Annotated in this window: 8 protein-coding genes and 6 rRNA genes; 10 read left to right on the top strand and 4 right to left on the bottom strand. The window is 55.7% G+C overall.

The window, feature by feature from the left end:
* Positions 1-5: 5 nt before the first annotated feature.
* Both ATK23_RS14060 and panC read left to right on the top strand, forming a co-directional pair.
* Positions 6-872 carry a Rossmann-like and DUF2520 domain-containing protein gene (locus ATK23_RS14060; RefSeq protein WP_066142587.1) on the top strand — a complete coding sequence of 289 codons (867 nt, stop codon included), beginning with the start codon at positions 6-8 and terminating at the stop codon, positions 870-872.
* A gap of 5 nt (positions 873-877) precedes the next feature.
* Entirely contained in the window at positions 878-1,744 is an 867-nt protein-coding gene (panC, locus tag ATK23_RS14065) for a pantoate--beta-alanine ligase (protein ID WP_038992644.1), read from the top strand.
* Here the strand turns inward: panC and ATK23_RS14070 are convergent.
* The gene (locus ATK23_RS14070) at positions 1,741-2,694 is read right to left on the bottom strand and encodes an NAD(P)H-dependent flavin oxidoreductase (protein WP_066142584.1); all 954 of its coding nucleotides are present in this window, start codon (positions 2,692-2,694) and stop codon (positions 1,741-1,743) included. The genes panC and ATK23_RS14070 overlap by 4 nt on opposite strands.
* Before the next feature lie 448 nt (positions 2,695-3,142).
* Here ATK23_RS14070 and ATK23_RS14075 point away from each other — a divergent pair.
* Positions 3,143-4,668: ribosomal RNA gene (locus ATK23_RS14075) — 16S ribosomal RNA — on the top strand.
* A gap of 8 nt (positions 4,669-4,676) precedes the next feature.
* Here ATK23_RS14075 and ATK23_RS16410 read toward each other — a convergent pair.
* Positions 4,677-5,246, bottom strand: coding sequence for a hypothetical protein (locus ATK23_RS16410; RefSeq protein WP_157801663.1), 570 nt, complete (start codon positions 5,244-5,246; stop codon positions 4,677-4,679).
* 19 nt (positions 5,247-5,265) lie between these two features.
* On the opposite strand from ATK23_RS16410, the gene ATK23_RS14080 reads away from it, so the two are divergent.
* The 4 genes from ATK23_RS14080 to ATK23_RS14095 all read left to right on the top strand — a co-directional run bounded on the left by ATK23_RS14080 (position 5,266) and on the right by ATK23_RS14095 (position 10,555).
* Positions 5,266-8,399: ribosomal RNA gene (locus ATK23_RS14080) — 23S ribosomal RNA — on the top strand.
* Positions 8,400-8,563: 164 nt separating this feature from the next.
* Positions 8,564-8,680 (top strand): 5S ribosomal RNA (rrf, locus tag ATK23_RS14085).
* The 16S, 23S and 5S rRNA genes sit together here, the layout of an rRNA operon.
* Before the next feature lie 418 nt (positions 8,681-9,098).
* The gene (locus ATK23_RS14090) at positions 9,099-9,362 is read left to right on the top strand and encodes a type II toxin-antitoxin system RelB family anti-toxin (protein WP_245858434.1); all 264 of its coding nucleotides are present in this window, start codon (positions 9,099-9,101) and stop codon (positions 9,360-9,362) included.
* A complete protein-coding gene (locus ATK23_RS14095) occupies positions 9,359-10,555 on the top strand; it encodes a type II toxin-antitoxin system HipA family toxin (protein WP_066144796.1) in 1,197 nt (398 codons plus the stop codon). The genes ATK23_RS14090 and ATK23_RS14095 overlap by 4 nt, the downstream gene beginning before the upstream one ends.
* Positions 10,556-10,573: 18 nt before the next feature.
* Here the strand turns inward: ATK23_RS14095 and ATK23_RS14100 are convergent, their stop codons facing one another.
* Positions 10,574-11,017, bottom strand: coding sequence for a MepB family protein (locus ATK23_RS14100; protein ID WP_066144793.1), 444 nt, complete (start codon positions 11,015-11,017; stop codon positions 10,574-10,576).
* 375 nt (positions 11,018-11,392) lie between these two features.
* Entirely contained in the window at positions 11,393-11,866 is a 474-nt protein-coding gene (locus ATK23_RS16415; protein WP_157801664.1) for a hypothetical protein, read from the bottom strand.
* 98 nt (positions 11,867-11,964) lie between these two features.
* Between ATK23_RS16415 and ATK23_RS14105 the strand changes: the two genes are divergently transcribed.
* The 3 genes from ATK23_RS14105 (at position 11,965) to rrf (ATK23_RS14115) (ending at position 17,501) form a co-directional block, all read left to right on the top strand.
* Positions 11,965-13,490: ribosomal RNA gene (locus ATK23_RS14105) — 16S ribosomal RNA — on the top strand.
* Between the two features lie 596 nt (positions 13,491-14,086).
* Positions 14,087-17,220 (top strand): 23S ribosomal RNA (locus ATK23_RS14110).
* A gap of 164 nt (positions 17,221-17,384) precedes the next feature.
* Positions 17,385-17,501 (top strand): 5S ribosomal RNA (gene rrf, locus ATK23_RS14115).
* The last annotated feature ends 51 nt before the right edge of the window (positions 17,502-17,552 follow it).

Below are 17,552 nucleotides of genomic sequence, written 5' to 3' on the forward strand. Positions count from 1 at the left end.
TAGAAGTGGACGCACCACGCTTGGGAATCGGCATCATCTCGGCCGGCAAGGTAGGCACCGTGCTCGGTGCGGCGCTGTCGGCCAGCGGGCACCGGATCACCGGCATCCATGCAGTCTCGGAGGCCTCAAGCGATCGCGCCGACGCCTTGCTGCCCGGCGTGGAATTGCTGGACCCGGCAGAAATCCTGCGCCGCAGCGAACTGGTGCTCTTTGCGGTGCCCGATGATGTGCTCGGCGAACTCGTGGCCGGGCTGGCCGCGGGCGGGCATTTCTCCGTGGGGCAGCTGGTCGCCCACACCGCCGGGCGCTACGGCACCTCGATCCTGCAGCCGGCCATGGACGCCGGCGCCTTCGGCCTGGCAATCCACCCGGCAATGACCTTCACCGGGATGAGCATGGATCTGCAGCGGCTGACCGACTGCGTCTTCGCGGTCACGGCCGACGAGGCCATCCTGCCGGTCGCCCAGGCGCTGGTGGTGGAGATGCGCGGAGAGCCCGTGGTGATCGCCGAGCAGGACCGGGTCAGCTACCACGCGGCCCTGGCCCATGCGGCAAACCACCTGAACACCATCACGGCGCAATCGGCCGATATCCTGCGCCGCATCGGCGTGGAAGAGCCATCCAATACCCTGCGAGCCCTGATGTACGCGAGCCTGGATAACGCGCTGCGTTCCGGAGCCGGCGCCCTGACCGGCCCGGTGGCCCGCGGCGATCGCGGGACCGTGACCGTGCACCTGCAGGCCTTGGCCGACGACCCGGCAGAAACGAATAATTCCTACCGGAGCCTCTCGCGGGCGACGGCACTGCGCGCGGCCGATCGCGGCCTGATCTCCCAGAGCACGCTGGAAGAGCTCCTGCGAGTTCTAGAATAGATAGCGTGAATACCCCGAAGATTGTCAAGACCCGTGCCGAGCTGAAGGCCGCTATTGCCGCAGCCAACCCAGGGTCGCTGGGCTTCGTGCCCACCATGGGAGCCCTGCACAGCGGCCACGCTTCGCTGTTCAAGGCAGCCCGTGAAGAAAATGAACTTGTCGTCATTTCAGTATTCGTCAATGAACTGCAGTTCAACGATGCCAACGACTACGCGAAGTATCCGCGCCAGCTCGACGCCGATGTCCAGCTGGCCGCTGCTGCCGGGGTGGATATCGTCTTTGCCCCGGAAGCCTCCGAGATCTACCACGCCGGCCTGCCGTTGGTGAAGCTGGACTCCGGCGCACTGGGCGAAATGTATGAAGGCGCCTCGCGCCCGGGCCACTTCGATGGAATGCTGGCAGTTGTTGCCAAGCTGCTGCACCTGGCAGACCCGCGCCGTGGCGAATACCGCGCCTACTTCGGCCAGAAGGATGCCCAGCAGCTGGTGCTGATCCGCCGCATGGTTGCCGACCTGGATTACCCGGTAGAGCTGCGTGCGGTGCCGATCGTGCGCAGCGACAAGGGCCTGGCGCTGTCCAGCCGCAATGCATTGCTCAGCGAGGAAGAGAAGGAAGCGGCATTGGTGCTGCACCGTTCGATTCAGCTGATTGCAGGTCGCGCGGCACGAAACGAGCCGCTGTACATCGAAGATGCGATCGGAATGTACCAGATGGAACCGCTGGTGGAGCTCGACTACTTCGTCGTCGTCAACCCGGATACCCTGCAAGAACTGGCATTCAACTGCCAGGACACCCCCTTCACCGGAGAAGGCCTGGTCCTTGTCGCGGCGAAGGTGGGCAATGTCCGGCTGATCGACAACCAGCCGATCTAGGCAAAGCGCCGTGCTGCATCGGCGAGGATCTGGCGGAAGCCGCACAGTTCCCGCATGACCTCGGCGGCTGGCTGCTCAGCGTCCACGAACTGCACTGCCTCGCCGGCGTAGACCGGAGCGATGTCCGTCAGCGCTTCGGCACGGACGTGGATCATCTGCTTGCGCAGCGCTTCCGTCGGCTCCCAGCCGGACAGGTCCTCGTGCTTGTCGCTGAACTCATTGCGCAGTGCGCGTCCGCCGAATTCCGGTGCCCACGGCAGTTGCTGGGCGATATCGAAGGCACGCGTATAGATAGTGCCATCCAGGCCCGCGTTGCGCACTGCGCTCTTCATGTTCTCGTGCCCGCTGGCTTCTGTTGCCGAAAGGAAGCGGGTGCCGATCCAGGCGGCTTCGGCGCCAGCTGAAAGCACCGCGGCGACACCACGTGCGGTGCCGATGCCGCCAGCCGCGATCACCGGCTTCTGGTGCTGGGAGGTTGCCAGCTGCAGCAACGGCAGGGTTCCAGCTTCATTGCGGCCGTGTCCGCCACCTTCTGCCCCACGGGCAATGATGATGTCGATGTCATCAGCCATGGCGCGTTCCAGATCTGCCGCGTTGCCTACCTGCATGGCGGTCAGAACTCCAGCCTCATGGGCTACCGCCGCGGCCCGGGTGACATCGCCGAAGCTCAAGGTCACCAACGAGGGCCCAAACTCCAAGAAGGCCTCTAGCGGGGAGAGATCCGTTTCCAGCGCCCAGGCCATGAAGCCGACGCCCCATGGAGTACTCAGGGATTCAACGAATTGCGTTTGCTGTTCAATCCAGTCAGCTGTGGGAGTTGCAGGCGAACCGATCATCCCTACACCTCCCGCGTGGGAAACAGCTGCAGCCAAGGCGCCGCCAGCCGCGCCAGCCATAGATGCATTGAAGATGGGTTCACGGTATCCAAGGAGTCTTTGCAGGTCGCTCATGAGCCCAGACTAGAACAGCGAAATGAATGTGACCTAGAACGCGGCCCCTCGATTTGTAAGTGCCCAAGAACCTGTGTATAGTTTTTATCTGTTGCCGGAACGGAAACAACACGGAATCTACCGATTGTTTACCCGGCAGCCAATCACTTTTCACTGAAGGTTTTCCGCCGATTTTGATCGGATCAGGAAGTCTGGTAAGTTGGAAAAGTTGCTCCGGAGCGAAGCAGTCATCGAAGGATTGGTGGTTGTGGTGTCGAGAGTGTTTGTTGTTTGAGAACTCAATAGTGTGCCAAGTTTGTTGATACCGAATATTTTTATTTGGTGAATACATATTTTATGTGCTTGAGGCATTGCACCCCCGTGCAGTGTTCTTGAGTGTTTTATTATTCGCCAGGACTTCATCGGCTTCGCCCTTCTTTTCCAAGGGGTTGCTGGTGGCTTTTTGTTTTTTATGGAGAGTTTGATCCTGGCTCAGGATGAACGCTGGCGGCGTGCTTAACACATGCAAGTCGAACGATGAAGCCCAGCTTGCTGGGTGGATTAGTGGCGAACGGGTGAGTAACACGTGAGTAACCTGCCCCCGACTCTGGGATAAGCCCGGGAAACTGGGTCTAATACCGGATATGACCATGGAACGCATGTTTTGTGGTGGAAAGATTTATCGGTGGGGGATGGACTCGCGGCCTATCAGCTTGTTGGTGAGGTAATGGCTCACCAAGGCGACGACGGGTAGCCGGCCTGAGAGGGTGACCGGCCACACTGGGACTGAGACACGGCCCAGACTCCTACGGGAGGCAGCAGTGGGGAATATTGCACAATGGGCGAAAGCCTGATGCAGCGACGCCGCGTGAGGGATGACGGCCTTCGGGTTGTAAACCTCTTTCAGTAGGGAAGAAGCGAAAGTGACGGTACCTGCAGAAGAAGCGCCGGCTAACTACGTGCCAGCAGCCGCGGTAATACGTAGGGCGCAAGCGTTATCCGGATTTATTGGGCGTAAAGAGCTCGTAGGCGGTTTGTCGCGTCTGCCGTGAAAGTCCGAGGCTCAACCTCGGATCTGCGGTGGGTACGGGCAGACTAGAGTGATGTAGGGGAGACTGGAATTCCTGGTGTAGCGGTGAAATGCGCAGATATCAGGAGGAACACCGATGGCGAAGGCAGGTCTCTGGGCATTTACTGACGCTGAGGAGCGAAAGCATGGGGAGCGAACAGGATTAGATACCCTGGTAGTCCATGCCGTAAACGTTGGGCACTAGGTGTGGGGGACATTCCACGTTTTCCGCGCCGTAGCTAACGCATTAAGTGCCCCGCCTGGGGAGTACGGCCGCAAGGCTAAAACTCAAAGGAATTGACGGGGGCCCGCACAAGCGGCGGAGCATGCGGATTAATTCGATGCAACGCGAAGAACCTTACCAAGGCTTGACATGTGCCAGACCGCTCCAGAGATGGGGTTTCCCTTCGGGGCTGGTTCACAGGTGGTGCATGGTTGTCGTCAGCTCGTGTCGTGAGATGTTGGGTTAAGTCCCGCAACGAGCGCAACCCTCGTTCCATGTTGCCAGCACGTAGTGGTGGGGACTCATGGGAGACTGCCGGGGTCAACTCGGAGGAAGGTGGGGATGACGTCAAATCATCATGCCCCTTATGTCTTGGGCTTCACGCATGCTACAATGGCCGGTACAATGGGTTGCGATACTGTGAGGTGGAGCTAATCCCTAAAAGCCGGTCTCAGTTCGGATTGGGGTCTGCAACTCGACCCCATGAAGTCGGAGTCGCTAGTAATCGCAGATCAGCAACGCTGCGGTGAATACGTTCCCGGGCCTTGTACACACCGCCCGTCAAGTCACGAAAGTTGGTAACACCCGAAGCCGATGGCCTAACCACCTTGTGTGGGGGGAGTCGTCGAAGGTGGGACTGGCGATTGGGACTAAGTCGTAACAAGGTAGCCGTACCGGAAGGTGCGGCTGGATCACCTCCTTTCTAAGGAGCTAACCATTATTGGTTGCCCATGCTGGACACGAGTGTTGTCCGGGTGGGTTGCTCATGGGTGGAATATCAATGGACTCAATACCGGAAAACGTGCTGGCTGATGCTGGTGCGGGGTATTGGCTGTGGCCGCGTGGTGCTTGGGCATCTGCTAGTACGCATTGCAGGGGGTTTTCTTCTTGCGGTGCTGGAATGCGGTGTGTGGGTGTTGTGTGGTTTGTATGGTTTGGCATGCTGTTGGGTTTTGAGGCAACAAGCCTCCTTTCCTGGTGAATGGTTGCCGGGGTTCTTCCTGTGGGGAGGGTCCTGGTGGTGTTCGCTTGGGTGAGGGGTTCTTGGTGTTTCGGTGTTTGTCCTGTGTTTGCTGCAAGGATGTCCTGTTGGATTGATGCTGGCCTTTGGTTGGTGTTGGTTTTGGGGTGTTGTTGCGGGGGTGCGGGGTTGTTGTTTGGGAACTGTATAGTGAACGCGAGCATCTTGCAGATGAGATGAGCTGGCTGGTCCTTTTCCTGGGATTGGTTGGTGTTGGAGTCTTGTCTGCGTGATTTTGTTAGATTGTTTTTATTGCTCAATTCTGAGACTTTGATTTGTGTTGAAGTTTTTAAGGGCGCACGGTGGATGCCTTGGCATCAAGAGCCGATGAAGGACGTGGGAATCTGCGATAAGCCTGGTGGAGTCGATAACCGGACGTTGAGACCAGGATTTCCGAATGGGGGAACCCCGCACCATGTTATGTGGTGTGACCTGCAGCTGAATGTATAGGCTGTGTGGAGGGAACGCGGGGAAGTGAAACATCTCAGTACCCGCAGGAAGAGAAAACAACAGTGATTCCGTTAGTAGTGGCGAGCGAACGCGGATGGGGCTAAACCGGTTGGTGTGTGATAGCGGATAGGCGTTGCATCACCGGGGTTGTGGGGTTGACATGTACCAGTGCTATCTTGCTGGTGGGATGAGGTGCAGGCGTATAGGTGAATCGGTTGGAATGCCGGACCAGAGAGGGTGATAGTCCCGTAGGTGTAATGCGTGTCTGCCGTTCTAGTGTTGATACCCGAGTAGCACGGGGCCCGTGAAACCTTGTGTGAATCTGCCAGGACCACCTGGTAAGCCTGAATACTACTTGATGACCGATAGTGAATCAGTACCGTGAGGGAATGGTGAAAAGTACCCCGGGAGGGGAGTGAAATAGTACCTGAAACCGTGCGCTTACAATCCGTTAGAGCTGGGGACTTGTTCCCTGGTGATGGCGTGCCTTTTGAAGAATGAGCCTGCGAGTTAGTGTTACGTCGCGAGGTTAACCCGTGTGGGGAAGCCGTAGCGAAAGCGAGTCTGAATAGGGCGTTTGAGTGGCGTGATCTAGACCCGAAGCGAAGTGATCTACCCATGGCCAGGTTGAAGCGCGTGTAAGAGCGTGTGGAGGACCGAACCCACTTCAGTTGAAAATGGAGGGGATGAGCTGTGGGTAGGGGTGAAAGGCCAATCAAACTTCGTGATAGCTGGTTCTCCCCGAAATGCATTTAGGTGCAGCGTTGCGTGTTTCTTGCTGGAGGTAGAGCTACTGGATAGGCGATGGGCCCTACAAGGTTACTGACCTTAGCCAAACTCCGAATGCCGGCAAGTGAGAGCGCAGCAGTGAGACTGTGGGGGATAAGCTTCATAGTCGAGAGGGAAACAGCCCAGAACGCCAACTAAGGCCCCTAAGCGTGTGCTAAGTGGAAAAGGATGTGGAGTTGCTGTGACAACCAGGAGGTTGGCTTAGAAGCAGCCACCCTTGAAAGAGTGCGTAATAGCTCACTGGTCAAGTGATTCCGCGCCGATAATGTAGCGGGGCTCAAGCACACCGCCGAAGTTGCGTCATTCAAATATTAACCTGGTTTCGATTGGGTGTTTGGATGGGTAGGGGAGCGTCGTGTGGACGGTGAAGTCGCGGTGGAAACCAGCGGTGGAGGCCACACGAGTGAGAATGCAGGCATGAGTAGCGAATGACGGGTGAGAAACCCGTCCGCCGAATGATCAAGGGTTCCAGGGTTAAGCTAATCTGCCCTGGGTTAGTCGGGACCTAAGGCGAGGCCGACAGGCGTAGTCGATGGACAACGGGTTGATATTCCCGTACCGGCGAAGGACCGCCCATACTGAGCTGTGGATGCTAACCATGACGGATTCCAGTGTTGATGCCTTTTAGGTGTCTTGTTGGTTGATGTGGTGGGAACCGATGCAGTGAGGTCAGCGTATTAACAGGTGTGACGCAGGAAGGTAGCCGAGCCAGGCAATGGAATTGACCTGGTCCAAGGGTGTAGGAAGAGCGGTTGGCAAATCCGCCGCTCATGTTTCTGAGACCTGATAGGCGCCCCGTTTTCGGGGTGATTCGGTGATCCTATGCTGCCTAGAAAAGCATCGGCGCGAGGTCCCAGTCCGCCCGTACCCCAAACCGACACAGGTGATCAGGTAGAGAATACTAAGGCGATCGAGAGAATCATGGTTAAGGAACTCGGCAAAATGCCCCCGTAACTTCGGAAGAAGGGGGGCCTGCCCCGTGATGAGAACTTGCTTCTCTGATGCGGGTGTGGGCCGCAGAGACCAGGGGGAAGCGACTGTTTACTAAAAACACAGGTCCGTGCGAAGTCGCAAGACGATGTATACGGACTGACTCCTGCCCGGTGCTGGAAGGTTAAGAGGACTGGTTAGCCCTTGTGGCGAAGCTGAGAATTTAAGCCCCAGTAAACGGCGGTGGTAACTATAACCATCCTAAGGTAGCGAAATTCCTTGTCGGGTAAGTTCCGACCTGCACGAATGGAGTAACGACTTCCCCGCTGTCTCAACCATGAACTCGGCGAAATTGCAGTACGAGTAAAGATGCTCGTTACGCGCAGCAGGACGGAAAGACCCCGAGACCTTTACTATAGTTTGGTATTGGTGTTCGGTGCAGCTTGTGTAGGATAGGTGGGAGACTGTGAAGCTTGGACGCTAGTTCAGGTGGAGTCATCGTTGAAATACCACTCTGGCTGTACCGGTCACCTAACTTCGGACCATGATCTGGTTCAGGGACAGTGCCTGATGGGTAGTTTAACTGGGGCGGTTGCCTCCTAAAATGTAACGGAGGCGCCCAAAGGTTCCCTCAGCCTGGTTGGCAATCAGGTGTCGAGTGTAAGTGCACAAGGGAGCTTGACTGTGAGAGTGACAGCTCGAGCAGGGACGAAAGTCGGGACTAGTGATCCGGCGGCACCTCGTGGAAGGGCCGTCGCTCAACGGATAAAAGGTACCTCGGGGATAACAGGCTGATCTTGCCCAAGAGTCCATATCGACGGCATGGTTTGGCACCTCGATGTCGGCTCGTCGCATCCTGGGGCTGGAGTAGGTCCCAAGGGTTGGGCTGTTCGCCCATTAAAGCGGTACGCGAGCTGGGTTTAGAACGTCGTGAGACAGTTCGGTCCCTATCCGCTGCGCGCGTTGGAAATTTGAGAAGGGCTGTCCTTAGTACGAGAGGACCGGGACGGACGAACCTCTGGTGTGTCAGTTGTACTGCCAAGTGCATCGCTGATTAGCTACGTTTGGAAGGGATAACCGCTGAAAGCATCTAAGCGGGAAGCCTGCTTCGAGATGAGATTTCCATGCACCTTTGTGTGTGAGAGGCCCCCAGCTAGACCACTGGGTTGATAGGCAGGATGTGGAAGCAAGGACTGAAGACTTGTGCAGCTGACCTGTACTAATAGGCCGATGGCTTACAACACACAATAAAACAATGATTGAACTGATATTTTTCAATGCTGTTCGCGTTCACTATGCGGTTACGAGACAACAACCTCTAACCAATAAATGCAAGATGAGTTACAAGACTTTGTAGCACCGGAAAACACTGACCAGGAAATATTTGGTTTGTGTGCTTCGTGATTGTTACGGCGGTCATAGCGTGGGGGAAACGCCCGGTCCCATACCGAACCCGGAAGCTAAGGCCCATTGCGCCGATGGTACTGCACTCGTGAGGGTGTGGGAGAGTAGGTCACCGCCGGACTTAACCTAGTGGGTTTGAGGCTCTAACCGTTTGGTTGGAGCCTCACCTGTTTAACGAGAAGGGGAGGGGGAATTGGGCAGCTGGTACTGCTTGGTTCCTCCTCCCCTTCTGCTTTAACGAGCTTGAGTGCTGGCCGCTAGCGCAGACCGCTGAAGGAACGACCAGGCAGGCATGGGGTTGTGAATGCAGCCATGGCTAAGCTGTGTCCCGATGTCGGACGCGCTTGAAGCGACTAAGCAGACGGCGTGGCCCTGGACCTCCGCGGCTCACTACGGGAGAGAACGCCCGCTCCGTTGCAGGTGCTTTATCCGATGGGTTCTGCTCCGCCAATCGGCAAGATCCTGCCTTTTGATGCCTCTGACAATCGATTGCTTGCACCTGGCTATCATTTCGGTAACTTGTTGCCGATTCTTGCTCCATGCTGGATGATAGTGAGCAGAATGTCGCCAATCGGCGCAATGCTGCCGGAAGAGGATCCTTCATGAATTCAGTGACTGAGCTAGGGGCCGAATTGCAGCGCGTTAGAAAACAGAATGGCCTGACGCAGGAACAGCTGGCTGAATTAGCTGGCATCTCCGAACGTACGCTGCGCTCCATAGAACGAGGGGCGGGAAACCCCTCCATTGAAGCGGTGCTCTCCGTCGCGGATGTACTCGGCCTTCGAATTCGCGTGGCCAAATGAAGCCGCAACTCCAAGAGCTCAAGCTTGTTACCAAGGCTGACGTCTACTGCAACGAAAACCTCGTCGGCACTCTAGCCAGACAGTCCGACGGAAGCGTGGCCTTCAGCTATAACAAGGACTACCTTGCACATGGTGACGCGGGCATTGCGACATCTTTGCCAGCTTCCCCGGAGGCATACGTTGGGCCTGGGGGCGCGTTGCCATCGTTCTTCTCGGGACTATTGCCCGAAGGCCATCGCCTGACCGTTCTCAAGGACGCAACTAAGACCAGCATCTCTGACGAGTTGACTCTGCTGATGGCAGTGGGCGCCGATACTCCAGGCAATGTACGCGTTGTTCCGGAAGGATCAGCACTGGAGCAAACCCCCGTGGTTGCTGAATTCAGCAGCACGGCCGAACTCGACTTCTCGGTCCTCGCGCGCACCTTGGACCGCCACTCGATCCCCGGCGTGCAAGACAAGATCAGCGCAACCATGCTGACAACACCAGTGGAGTTCAAGAACAGCGCCTATCTGCTCAAGCTTGACCCCCGGGATCATCCGCATTTGGTCGTTAATGAGGCGCAGCACCTGAAAGCAGCGCGATTGCTCAAACTTCCGGTCGCAAACAATCGGCTAGTACTGGATTCCACTGGGAGTCCGGGGCTGCTGGTCGAGAGGTTCGATCGCGAGGGTGTCGAGGGGGCGGATAGTCCCACGCGTTTGGCGTTGGAAGATGCCATGCAGGTATTGAACCTTCCGCCGGCAAGCAAGTATGCAGTGAGCACGGAACAAGTTATTGAGGCCTTAGCGCTGCAGTGCCAGGCTCCGGTGCTCGCCAGGCGGAATCTATACATGCAGTTCGTCTTTGCGTGGCTAACTGGGAACGGCGACTTGCATGGAAAGAACGTCTCGATTTTGGCGGACTTGCATGGACGGTTTCATGTAGCGCCCATCTATGACATCCCATGCACCCTGGTCTACGGCGATGACACCATGGCTTTGACTGTTGCCGGCAAGGCTAAGAATCTGAAGAAGAAGCACTGGACGGAGCTTGCAAGGGTGCTCGGCTTGGCTGACCGGGCCACGCAGTCAGCGAACCAGTTGGCATTGAAAGCCGCATTGACTGTGGATCTCAGCGAGGTGCCTTTTGAAGGTTCACCTTTGCGGGGTGCGCAACGAGAACTCAGGTTCCGGCGCATGGAGCTGCAGTAGGAGTCTGAGCGGGACAAGTTAGTCTGCGAGCAACGTGAACGCAGGCAGCTGACTGTTCTGGCTTTCCTTCGCTTGCCCCTTAAGGCCAGCCGTCCATGATGGATAGACGCGGAAACCGCGCTTGCCTGGAGCCGATGCTGAGGCGAAGACGCCCAGCTCCTCGAGGTGCTGTTGAGTAAAGCGGAAGACGCCGAAACAGCCGGCTTCCTCGATAAAGACCATAACTCCGCGCAGTCCCTCTTCGGATTCGTAGGGGGCAGTAGTCCCAGTTTCGTCCCGATGCCATATGGCTACGAACCCACCTGGCTTTGTTGGCGTGATCCTTGCGGTCCTGATTCGCCACCGCTGTCCGTCAAGCTCAGTTACCCCGGCTTGATAATCGCTCTGCTGTTCTTCGGGAGTCACCTCGCCATACGATTGCCCAGTGAGGTGGCAATAGCGTTCCAACGCCGTGAACTTCATAGACTTCATCCTGTATTCGGTAGATCATCAAGTGGAGTGGCAGCGATCGAAATATCGCTGCTATTCACCGTAGCCGAGGGCGGTGCTTACGTAGCACTGCGAGACCTGTATTGGGCCGGCATCAATGCCGACTGCTCTAGGTAGTCATTGCGCTGATGCCGCCTTGGCCGTCACGCGCATGGAACCTCCAGATGCATCGTTTCGCCATGTGCGTTCTCTTCTTGTGCCTTGCTCAGACTCACGCATGCGCCCGCATCGTCTAATCGGCTGATGTGGGCACAATTCATGGGTTCGCGTATATGCGTACGCTTCTCAAGGGTTCAATAAACTCGCTAGGTACAGGCGCTGATGCTCTGTGCAGCTGCGAAATAATGTTTACGCGCTCAGCCCTAGCTCGGTAATAATTGCCAGCGATTGGGCACATGGAAAGAGCCGAATCAGCAGTTCAGGAATTAAGTGGGCACGGTCACCCGCCAAAACCACCCACCCGATTTGCAGGACCCCCAAAACCTGTGTATAGTTTTTCCTTGTCGCCGAGAACAAAACGGAACAAAAAACCCGTAGCTCAACGGCGGCAGAACCCCAGAAAATCAAGGTTTTTCCACAGTCTTGTGGATAAGGAATTGAAAAGAATGGGAACTGAGAATACTGGTTCAAATCACAAACAATGGATTTGACTTTCAGGAATTCGAAGTTATAGAATATGAATATAACGCTGGACGAAATTACCGCCTGGAATGGTGGGTAAAGAACCGGTAAGTGTTTGTTGTTTGAGAACTCAATAGTGTGCCAAGTTTGTTGATACCGAATATTTTTATTTGGTGAATACATAACATTTGCTTGAGGCATTGCACCCCCGTGCAGTGTTCTTGAGTGTTTTATTATTCGCCAGGACTTCATCGGCTTCGCCCTTCTTTTCCAAGGGGTTGCTGGTGGCTTTTTATTTTTTTATGGAGAGTTTGATCCTGGCTCAGGATGAACGCTGGCGGCGTGCTTAACACATGCAAGTCGAACGATGAAGCCCAGCTTGCTGGGTGGATTAGTGGCGAACGGGTGAGTAACACGTGAGTAACCTGCCCCCGACTCTGGGATAAGCCCGGGAAACTGGGTCTAATACCGGATATGACCATGGAACGCATGTTTTGTGGTGGAAAGATTTATCGGTGGGGGATGGACTCGCGGCCTATCAGCTTGTTGGTGAGGTAATGGCTCACCAAGGCGACGACGGGTAGCCGGCCTGAGAGGGTGACCGGCCACACTGGGACTGAGACACGGCCCAGACTCCTACGGGAGGCAGCAGTGGGGAATATTGCACAATGGGCGAAAGCCTGATGCAGCGACGCCGCGTGAGGGATGACGGCCTTCGGGTTGTAAACCTCTTTCAGTAGGGAAGAAGCGAAAGTGACGGTACCTGCAGAAGAAGCGCCGGCTAACTACGTGCCAGCAGCCGCGGTAATACGTAGGGCGCAAGCGTTATCCGGATTTATTGGGCGTAAAGAGCTCGTAGGCGGTTTGTCGCGTCTGCCGTGAAAGTCCGAGGCTCAACCTCGGATCTGCGGTGGGTACGGGCAGACTAGAGTGATGTAGGGGAGACTGGAATTCCTGGTGTAGCGGTGAAATGCGCAGATATCAGGAGGAACACCGATGGCGAAGGCAGGTCTCTGGGCATTTACTGACGCTGAGGAGCGAAAGCATGGGGAGCGAACAGGATTAGATACCCTGGTAGTCCATGCCGTAAACGTTGGGCACTAGGTGTGGGGGACATTCCACGTTTTCCGCGCCGTAGCTAACGCATTAAGTGCCCCGCCTGGGGAGTACGGCCGCAAGGCTAAAACTCAAAGGAATTGACGGGGGCCCGCACAAGCGGCGGAGCATGCGGATTAATTCGATGCAACGCGAAGAACCTTACCAAGGCTTGACATGTGCCAGACCGCTCCAGAGATGGGGTTTCCCTTCGGGGCTGGTTCACAGGTGGTGCATGGTTGTCGTCAGCTCGTGTCGTGAGATGTTGGGTTAAGTCCCGCAACGAGCGCAACCCTCGTTCCATGTTGCCAGCACGTAGTGGTGGGGACTCATGGGAGACTGCCGGGGTCAACTCGGAGGAAGGTGGGGATGACGTCAAATCATCATGCCCCTTATGTCTTGGGCTTCACGCATGCTACAATGGCCGGTACAATGGGTTGCGATACTGTGAGGTGGAGCTAATCCCTAAAAGCCGGTCTCAGTTCGGATTGGGGTCTGCAACTCGACCCCATGAAGTCGGAGTCGCTAGTAATCGCAGATCAGCAACGCTGCGGTGAATACGTTCCCGGGCCTTGTACACACCGCCCGTCAAGTCACGAAAGTTGGTAACACCCGAAGCCGATGGCCTAACCACCTTGTGTGGGGGGAGTCGTCGAAGGTGGGACTGGCGATTGGGACTAAGTCGTAACAAGGTAGCCGTACCGGAAGGTGCGGCTGGATCACCTCCTTTCTAAGGAGCTAACCATTATTGGTTGCCCATGCTGGACACGAGTGTTGTCCGGGTGGGTTGCTCATGGGTGGAATATCAATGGACTCAATACCGGAAAACGTGCTGGCTGATGCTGGTGCGGGGTATTGGCTGTGGCCGCGTGGTGCTTGGGCATCTGCTAGTACGCATTGCAGGGGGTTTTCTTCTTGCGGTGCTGGAATGCGGTGTGTGGGTGTTGTGTGGTTTGTATGGTTTGGCATGCTGTTGGGTTTTGAGGCAACAAGCCTCCTTTCCTGGTGAATGGTTGCCGGGGTTCTTCCTGTGGGGAGGGTCCTGGTGGTGTTCGCTTGGGTGAGGGGTTCTTGGTGTTTCGGTGTTTGTCCTGTGTTTGCTGCAAGGATGTCCTGTTGGATTGATGCTGGCCTTTGGTTGGTGTTGGTTTTGGGGTGTTGTTGCGGGGGTGCGGGGTTGTTGTTTGGGAACTGTATAGTGAACGCGAGCATCTTGCAGATGAGATGAGCTGGCTGGTCCTTTTCCTGGGATTGGTTGGTGTTGGAGTCTTGTCTGCGTGATTTTGTTAGATTGTTTTATTGCTCAATTCTGAGACTTTAATTTGTGTTGAAGTTTTTAAGGGCGCACGGTGGATGCCTTGGCATCAAGAGCCGATGAAGGACGTGGGAATCTGCGATAAGCCTGGTGGAGTCGATAACCGGACGTTGAGACCAGGATTTCCGAATGGGGGAACCCCGCACCATGTTATGTGGTGTGACCTGCAGCTGAATGTATAGGCTGTGTGGAGGGAACGCGGGGAAGTGAAACATCTCAGTACCCGCAGGAAGAGAAAACAACAGTGATTCCGTTAGTAGTGGCGAGCGAACGCGGATGGGGCTAAACCGGTTGGTGTGTGATAGCGGATAGGCGTTGCATCACCGGGGTTGTGGGGTTGACATGTACCAGCGCTATCTTGCTGGTGGGATGAGGTGCAGGCGTATAGGTGAATCGGTTGGAATGCCGGACCAGAGAGGGTGATAGTCCCGTAGGTGTAATGCGTGTCTGCCGTTCTAGTGTTGATACCCGAGTAGCACGGGGCCCGTGAAACCTTGTGTGAATCTGCCAGGACCACCTGGTAAGCCTGAATACTACTTGATGACCGATAGTGAATCAGTACCGTGAGGGAATGGTGAAAAGTACCCCGGGAGGGGAGTGAAATAGTACCTGAAACCGTGCGCTTACAATCCGTTAGAGCTGGGGACTTGTTCCCTGGTGATGGCGTGCCTTTTGAAGAATGAGCCTGCGAGTTAGTGTTACGTCGCGAGGTTAACCCGTGTGGGGAAGCCGTAGCGAAAGCGAGTCTGAATAGGGCGTTTGAGTGGCGTGATCTAGACCCGAAGCGAAGTGATCTACCCATGGCCAGGTTGAAGCGCGTGTAAGAGCGTGTGGAGGACCGAACCCACTTCAGTTGAAAATGGAGGGGATGAGCTGTGGGTAGGGGTGAAAGGCCAATCAAACTTCGTGATAGCTGGTTCTCCCCGAAATGCATTTAGGTGCAGCGTTGCGTGTTTCTTGCTGGAGGTAGAGCTACTGGATAGGCGATGGGCCCTACAAGGTTACTGACCTTAGCCAAACTCCGAATGCCGGCAAGTGAGAGCGCAGCAGTGAGACTGTGGGGGATAAGCTTCATAGTCGAGAGGGAAACAGCCCAGAACGCCAACTAAGGCCCCTAAGCGTGTGCTAAGTGGAAAAGGATGTGGAGTTGCTGTGACAACCAGGAGGTTGGCTTAGAAGCAGCCACCCTTGAAAGAGTGCGTAATAGCTCACTGGTCAAGTGATTCCGCGCCGATAATGTAGCGGGGCTCAAGCACACCGCCGAAGTTGCGTCATTCAAATATTAACCTGGTTTCGATTGGGTGTTTGGATGGGTAGGGGAGCGTCGTGTGGACGGTGAAGTCGCGGTGGAAACCAGCGGTGGAGGCCACACGAGTGAGAATGCAGGCATGAGTAGCGAATGACGGGTGAGAAACCCGTCCGCCGAATGATCAAGGGTTCCAGGGTTAAGCTAATCTGCCCTGGGTTAGTCGGGACCTAAGGCGAGGCCGACAGGCGTAGTCGATGGACAACGGGTTGATATTCCCGTACCGGCGAAGGACCGCCCATACTGAGCTGTGGATGCTAACCATGACGGATCCGGTGATTTGTTCCTTCGGGAATGGTTGCTGGTGGTGTGGTGGGAACCGATGCAGTGAGGTCAGCGTATTAACAGGTGTGACGCAGGAAGGTAGCCGAGCCAGGCAATGGAATTGACCTGGTCCAAGGGTGTAGGAAGAGCGGTTGGCAAATCCGCCGCTCATATATTCTGAGACCTGATAGGCGCCCCGTTTTCGGGGTGATTCGGTGATCCTATGCTGCCTAGAAAAGCATCGGCGCGAGGTCCCAGTCCGCCCGTACCCCAAACCGACACAGGTGATCAGGTAGAGAATACTAAGGCGATCGAGAGAATCATGGTTAAGGAACTCGGCAAAATGCCCCCGTAACTTCGGAAGAAGGGGGGCCTGCCCCGTGATGAGAACTTGCTTCTCTGATGCGGGTGTGGGCCGCAGAGACCAGGGGGAAGCGACTGTTTACTAAAAACACAGGTCCGTGCGAAGTCGCAAGACGATGTATACGGACTGACTCCTGCCCGGTGCTGGAAGGTTAAGAGGACTGGTTAGCCCTTGTGGCGAAGCTGAGAATTTAAGCCCCAGTAAACGGCGGTGGTAACTATAACCATCCTAAGGTAGCGAAATTCCTTGTCGGGTAAGTTCCGACCTGCACGAATGGAGTAACGACTTCCCCGCTGTCTCAACCATGAACTCGGCGAAATTGCAGTACGAGTAAAGATGCTCGTTACGCGCAGCAGGACGGAAAGACCCCGAGACCTTTACTATAGTTTGGTATTGGTGTTCGGTGCAGCTTGTGTAGGATAGGTGGGAGACTGTGAAGCTTGGACGCTAGTTCAGGTGGAGTCATCGTTGAAATACCACTCTGGCTGTACCGGTCACCTAACTTCGGACCATGATCTGGTTCAGGGACAGTGCCTGATGGGTAGTTTAACTGGGGCGGTTGCCTCCTAAAATGTAACGGAGGCGCCCAAAGGTTCCCTCAGCCTGGTTGGCAATCAGGTGTCGAGTGTAAGTGCACAAGGGAGCTTGACTGTGAGAGTGACAGCTCGAGCAGGGACGAAAGTCGGGACTAGTGATCCGGCGGCACCTCGTGGAAGGGCCGTCGCTCAACGGATAAAAGGTACCTCGGGGATAACAGGCTGATCTTGCCCAAGAGTCCATATCGACGGCATGGTTTGGCACCTCGATGTCGGCTCGTCGCATCCTGGGGCTGGAGTAGGTCCCAAGGGTTGGGCTGTTCGCCCATTAAAGCGGTACGCGAGCTGGGTTTAGAACGTCGTGAGACAGTTCGGTCCCTATCCGCTGCGCGCGTTGGAAATTTGAGAAGGGCTGTCCTTAGTACGAGAGGACCGGGACGGACGAACCTCTGGTGTGTCAGTTGTACTGCCAAGTGCATCGCTGATTAGCTACGTTTGGAAGGGATAACCGCTGAAAGCATCTAAGCGGGAAGCCTGCTTCGAGATGAGATTTCCATGCACCTTTGTGTGTGAGAGGCCCCCAGCTAGACCACTGGGTTGATAGGCAGGATGTGGAAGCAAGGACTGAAGACTTGTGCAGCTGACCTGTACTAATAGGCCGATGGCTTACAACACACAATAAAACAATGATTGAACTGATATTTTTCAATGCTGTTCGCGTTCACTATGCGGTTACGAGACAACAACCTCTAACCAATAAATGCAAGATGAGTTACAAGACTTTGTAGCACCGGAAAACACTGACCAGGAAATATTTGGTTTGTGTGCTTCGTGATTGTTACGGCGGTCATAGCGTGGGGGAAACGCCCGGTCCCATACCGAACCCGGAAGCTAAGGCCCATTGCGCCGATGGTACTGCACTCGTGAGGGTGTGGGAGAGTAGGTCACCGCCGGACTTAACCTAAGTGGGTTTGAGGCTCTAACCGTTTGGTTGGAGCCTCACCTGT

This window comes from Glutamicibacter nicotianae, from assembly GCF_002797775.1.
GTDB lineage: Bacteria > Actinomycetota > Actinomycetes > Actinomycetales > Micrococcaceae > Glutamicibacter > Glutamicibacter nicotianae.

What these genes read in the sequence shown, in the direction of transcription:
- ATK23_RS14070 (WP_066142584.1), bottom strand. Translation starts at nt 2,694, where the DNA reads ATGAGCGACCTGCAAAGACTCCTTGGATACCGTGAACCCATCTTCAAT.
- ATK23_RS14090 (WP_245858434.1), top strand. Translation starts at nt 9,099, where the DNA reads ATGCTGGATGATAGTGAGCAGAATGTCGCCAATCGGCGCAATGCTGCC.
- ATK23_RS14095 (WP_066144796.1), top strand. Translation starts at nt 9,359, where the DNA reads ATGAAGCCGCAACTCCAAGAGCTCAAGCTTGTTACCAAGGCTGACGTC.
- ATK23_RS14100 (WP_066144793.1), bottom strand. Translation starts at nt 11,017, where the DNA reads ATGAAGTTCACGGCGTTGGAACGCTATTGCCACCTCACTGGGCAATCG.
- ATK23_RS16415 (WP_157801664.1), bottom strand. Translation starts at nt 11,866, where the DNA reads ATGCCTCAAGCAAATGTTATGTATTCACCAAATAAAAATATTCGGTAT.